This window comes from Paenibacillus forsythiae T98 (assembly GCF_000520735.1).
GTDB classification, from domain to species: domain Bacteria; phylum Bacillota; class Bacilli; order Paenibacillales; family Paenibacillaceae; genus Paenibacillus_AQ; species Paenibacillus_AQ forsythiae.
In genome coordinates, this window is sequence record NZ_ASSC01000584.1 from 1 (window position 1) to 4,956 (window position 4,956).

General features: G+C 47.7%; 4 protein-coding genes, 2 tRNA genes and 1 pseudogene. 1 reads left to right on the forward strand and 6 read right to left on the reverse strand.

The genetic code is table 11. The features are described 5' to 3' along the window. Positions 1–88 precede the first annotated feature (88 nt). On the reverse strand, positions 89–559 hold the full coding sequence (locus tag L692_RS0118360; protein ID WP_025701548.1) for a NifB/NifX family molybdenum-iron cluster-binding protein: 471 nt from the start codon (positions 557–559) through the stop codon (positions 89–91). Positions 560–1,198: 639 nt separating this feature from the next. Between L692_RS0118360 and L692_RS0118370 the strand changes: the two genes are divergently transcribed. After that, complete coding sequence (locus L692_RS0118370) at positions 1,199–2,320, forward strand: glycerol dehydrogenase (RefSeq protein WP_025701550.1); 1,122 nt, start codon at positions 1,199–1,201, stop codon at positions 2,318–2,320. 202 nt (positions 2,321–2,522) lie between these two features. Here L692_RS0118370 and L692_RS29325 read toward each other — a convergent pair. The 5 genes and pseudogenes from L692_RS29325 to L692_RS0118400 form a co-directional block, all read right to left on the reverse strand. Then, positions 2,523–3,027, reverse strand: a pseudogene (locus tag L692_RS29325) (acetylglutamate kinase). 299 nt (positions 3,028–3,326) lie between these two features. Beyond that, on the reverse strand, positions 3,327–3,851 hold the full coding sequence (locus L692_RS34060; protein ID WP_376717965.1) for a GNAT family N-acetyltransferase: 525 nt from the start codon (positions 3,849–3,851) through the stop codon (positions 3,327–3,329). 13 nt (positions 3,852–3,864) lie between these two features. Continuing rightward, complete coding sequence (locus tag L692_RS0118390) at positions 3,865–4,440, reverse strand: NADPH-dependent FMN reductase (RefSeq protein WP_036724387.1); 576 nt, start codon at positions 4,438–4,440, stop codon at positions 3,865–3,867. A 270-nt stretch (positions 4,441–4,710) separates the two neighbouring features. Then, positions 4,711–4,790, reverse strand: a tRNA-Leu gene (locus L692_RS0118395). A 47-nt stretch (positions 4,791–4,837) separates the two neighbouring features. Further along, positions 4,838–4,911, reverse strand: a tRNA-Cys gene (locus tag L692_RS0118400). Positions 4,912–4,956 lie beyond the last annotated feature (45 nt).

A 4,956-nucleotide genomic window follows, 5' to 3' on the forward strand; every position in this document is an offset into this window, starting at 1 on the left:
TTGTCTTGGTTTCTTACTCATGAATAATCATCCCTTTCGATAATATTCCAATATTAGAAATGCAAATAAATGCACAATCTGACAGACATCATTTTGTTAAACTTAAACCGGCGTAGAACTCGGCGCACTCGGGCAGCAGTTCTTCAATGTCTCCTTTACCGGATATCGCTGCTATTCCTCTCTGCAGAAGCTTGCTGCGCGGGGAATCGCCGATTCCGGAACAGAGAATCGCCTGACAGTCCGCGAATAAAGCGGCCGTATCGTCAAAAATCTTCTTCTTGTCAACCGGTTCGCCGTTATCTGCTCTCCCGGTACAATAGGCCTGAACTTGACGAACCTCCAAAAAAGTCGTTGCCCTGCCTGAAACATCGTAGACCCAAAACTCACTCGCATGTCCAAAGTGGACATTAACTTTGCCCCCGCCCCGTGTCGCAACAGCTATTCGGATTGCCTGGGGTTCGGAGCCAGAGTGATCGGCCGATTCGTTCTTTCGCTCGGCGTCCGCATTGGTTACTTCTGTCTGATTCCGGCTTGCTCCATCGTCACCGATTAATTCCACCCGACCGCCTCTCCTTCAAATGAGATTTGCGAAAAATACAGACATGAGTGTAACAAATGTTACATTTCTTGACTCAACATGTAGAAGTTGTTCTTCTCAAGAGATATCTTATCCTTTCACTTCAAATCTCGTCAATGAATGTTAAGCGCATACATTCATCGTTGACAAATCGTTCGAAATTCACGTCAGGTTATATGACGCGAAACTGCGATTTTCCACTTTTTGCAGCGAAAGATATCGCTTTCATAATTTCTTTCCATCTCTTGATCGATATGGGAACGCGGTTGTCGCACCTCATTCTTGCTGCTGGCAGGCATTTATTGTTCACAAACCTGCCTTATCCACTGCAAATGGCTGAAATAAAGAATGCCGAAATGCAAATTCCTCTTCAGAAAGAAACTCACTTTTGAGCAGACCCCTAGAAGGCAGCAGGAGCCGCAGCGGGAAAAGCTAGAAGGATTTCAACAGTCGATGTCATGAATACTGTCATAAACGGCGCTTCTTCTCTATCTGACGGACGCACTCTTGCTTGGATTCTTTTTTGTTTCTATTATTGAAACTTTTATACATTTTTTGATATTAATCACTCGCATGAATACAATAAAGGCCGAAATCAATACGCAGAAGGGAATGAAAAATTTGGGACAAATTAAAACAAGCACACGCGGGTTTCTGGCTCCGGCTATGTATATTCAGGGCTACGGAGAAATAAGCAAGCTGGAGAGCCGCACCCATTCATACGGCACGAAATTTCTCGCTTACATCGATTCTTTTTTATTCGAATCCTTTGCGGCCAGACTGTACGGCGCATACCAGACCGCCAGCATTGTTTGTGAACCGTTTGAGGGGCAGGTGTCTATCGAAAATTCGGAAAAATATATCCATATTGCCCGCAGTGGAAACTATGATGCGATTATCGGCATCGGCGGAGGAAGAACGCTTGATATGACCAAAGTGGTGGCCAATGCCCTGAATTTGCCGCTGATTATTGTTCCTACGTCTGCGTCAACCGATGCGCCTACCAGCGCTCTGTCTGTCATCTATTCACCTGCGGGCGAGCATATCAACGAGATTTTTTACGACAAAGGGCCTGACCTGGTTATCGTTGATACCGAAATCATCGCCAGCGCTCCTGTAAGGCTGCTTGTAGCCGGCATGGGCGATGCGCTAGCCACTTTCTTCGAAGCTCGGGCGTGCAAGGAGTCCGACTCGCAGAACAACATCAAAGGGGAGTTCAAACGCACGCTGGCCTCTTATGCCATCGCAAAGGAATGCTACAATGTCCTCCTGCAAGACGGGTTAAAAGCGAAGCTGGATGCGGAAGCGGGTATTTGCTCGCCATCAATGGATAACATTATTGAGGCCAACACTCTGCTGAGCGGCATCGGGGCTGAAAGCAACGGAGCGGCAGGTGCCCATGCTTTTCATGACGGCTTTACCGCTTTGGAGGAATGCAAGCCTTATCTTCATGGAGAGCGGGTTGCCTTTGGAGTGTTATGCCAGCTTGTGCTGGAAAATCGGGATAACAGCGAGCTTGAACAGGTGATCCGCTTCAGCCTTAGCGTTGGACTGCCTGTGACATTGCAAGAAATTGGCGTGCTGGAGCCGACTGAGGAGAAGATACGAACGGCTGCAAAAGCGGTGCTGCAATCCCCTCTTATTTTGCGGGAGCCGCTTGATGTAACGGAAGATACACTGTACCATGCTATCCGCTCTGCCGACAGATTGGGGAGTTATCACAGAAATCGAGGTCATCAGTAAGCTTTACATGTCCACAAAACATATTTCACCTTGAATCAATCGAAGCGGAGGACGAGTCAAACTTTTATGTATGTTGAACAGGAGCTTGAAGATGCCGGACAACCCAGGGGGCTACCGCCCCCATTGTCCAAGTCGATTCATCCCCTGCTTGCAGTTAAACTCAACGATCGACAGGCTGCTAGAATTGGAGTACCACAGCGGTCTAAGCGAACAGATTCGGAAACTGTTTAACGATCCCGGCGGTAAAGGTATCTGCCATTTCCAGCGCTTGCTTCTCAATCTTGGTCGTAAATCTCAATATCGGATTTATAATTTCCGGATAGCCGGAAAACTGCTTCATCCTTAAGCAATCGTAAATGCTCATGCAGCATCTTCCTTAATACCGGCTTTGGCCAGTTGGGGTTGATACTGCTTAGGAAAGCCACAATTTCATCCGCATTGGCGTACCATTTCTTCTCCACTTCGGAGGCTGCCTTGTTATTGCCAGCCTTCGCCGCCTTGACAAGCTGTGCTGCCAATACAAAATGCTCTTTCATTAAAGCGCTGAATCGTGAGGCATTCTTCTCACCATAGTATCGTCTAATCACGGCAGCCATGTCCGGAGCATTTCGAAGAAGTCGTTCAGTGACCAGCGCCTCATCCGGCAAGCTTGCGGCAATGCTTATGATAACCATCCTCGTCCAAGCTACGTGCTGTTCCCAAAGCATCCGCCAAATTTGATTTAATTCTGCTTCTGCCTTACTGATACTCGTATCCCTGTGTACTGGAACTGATTCATTCCTTAAGTATGGCGCTAACGGCTGCACATAAGGAACGTTATTCCACTGCCAATTGTGAACATTGGAAGAGTAATTTCCCGGATAGACGCCAACCACGGGATGATACGGAAATGGGGACCGTGGATGTGACGACCACGGCGCTGAGTAGAACATGTATGTTTCCTCCCGGACATAGTTATTTACCTAATCATTTATATGTGATGGGGAGTGGATTGGGCACTGATTACTTATTTGAGAACATCGGCATATTCGGTATGACGCTCGAATCGTCCCTTGGCGAACGGACATAAGGGTACAATCTTGATCTCCTTTTCCCGCGCATATTCTACTATGGCCTTCACAAGCTTGTCCCCCAGGCCCTGGCCCCGGTAAGCATTGTCGACCCATGTATGATCAATAATATAAAGTTCCGGACTTGAGGTTACGTACGTCATTTCCGCAGCAATTGCGCCATTATTTCGAATAAGGAATCTTTTATGGGCTGTGTCATGATCTACAATATGCATGCTTCCCCCTCTTTCTTCAGAGTTTTCGTCGTCCAAACGTTTATACGTCAGTGCTCCGCTCGGACATTTATCAATATGCCGGGCAATTGCTTCCGCAGAATCGGCATCGGGATCAACCCAAGGACGCTTGCTTAAGTCAAAAACGGCAGGAAGACCCTTCACACAAATGCCCGAATGAATGCATTTTTCCGAATCAAACATAACATCAATATCTTTGCCATAGTATAATTTCTGCTGGCTCATCATTCCTTCACACCTTTCACTTCTGAGATTGCTTAAAAATTAGAACCCATTGTTCGAAAGCTGCCAGGAACCTTTCCAAATGGCGAAGCGTTGTTTCGTCGTCCAATTCTCCGGTGGCTGCATTCAATTTTTCGTGAACGCTGCCAATGAGAACTTTCGGCCCCGGCATCGTATAGGCATTCAGGGCAAGCAGTGTCTGCCTCACCTGTGCTTGGGACTGTGCTGTCCCTCCGCTGCCCGGAGTAGCTCCCGCAATCGCGAAAGGCTTCCCAATCAGCACCGAGCTTTTAGACGGACGCGAAGCCCAATCCAGAGCATTCTTCAAAACGCCCGGAATCCCCATGTTGTATTCAGGAGTGACAATCAGCACACCGTCCGCCTGACGGATACTTTCTTTAAGCTCAACAACCGGCTGAGGATCTCCCTGGCTCTCAATGTCTGCATTGTAAAGGGGGATCAACGATAAATCGGCATGATGGATCTCCCAATGCTTTGGGGCAAGCCTTTCCATAGCTTTCAGCACCCTTCGATTGAATGACCCCTCACGAAGACTTCCACATATGGCCGTGATGGTAAATCTATGTTCGCTCATCCTTGCGCTCCTCTTCTTGATTGGACTTAAGTGATTGTTAGTTTGGCGATGCCAAAATTCAATAGATGCTTTAGGTGAATATACCCATCCTCAACAGGAATTAAAACAGGTGCTAATTCCGCAAGAGCAGCCGCAAATATCCAATCACAAAAGAGCACCAGCTCACAAAAGAGTACCAGCCGCATTTCAGCGTCAAGAACAGCGCTTGAAACTATAAAAAACAGACCGATAAAACTGCTTGGGAGCAATTTTATCGGTCTGTTTCAGTAGTGCCGGTGAGAGGACTCGAACCTCCACGGTTTCCCTCACGATTTTGAGTCGCGCGCGTCTGCCAGTTCCGCCACACCGGCGCAGAACAAACTAAAAACATATACTTACAGGTGCTTGTTAAAAGCAATGGAGGCGCCACCCAGATTCGAACTGGGGATAGAGCTTTTGCAGAGCTGTGCCTTACCACTTGGCTATGGCGCCGTATTAAGTTGGAGCGGACGACGGGAATCGAACCCGCGACCCTCG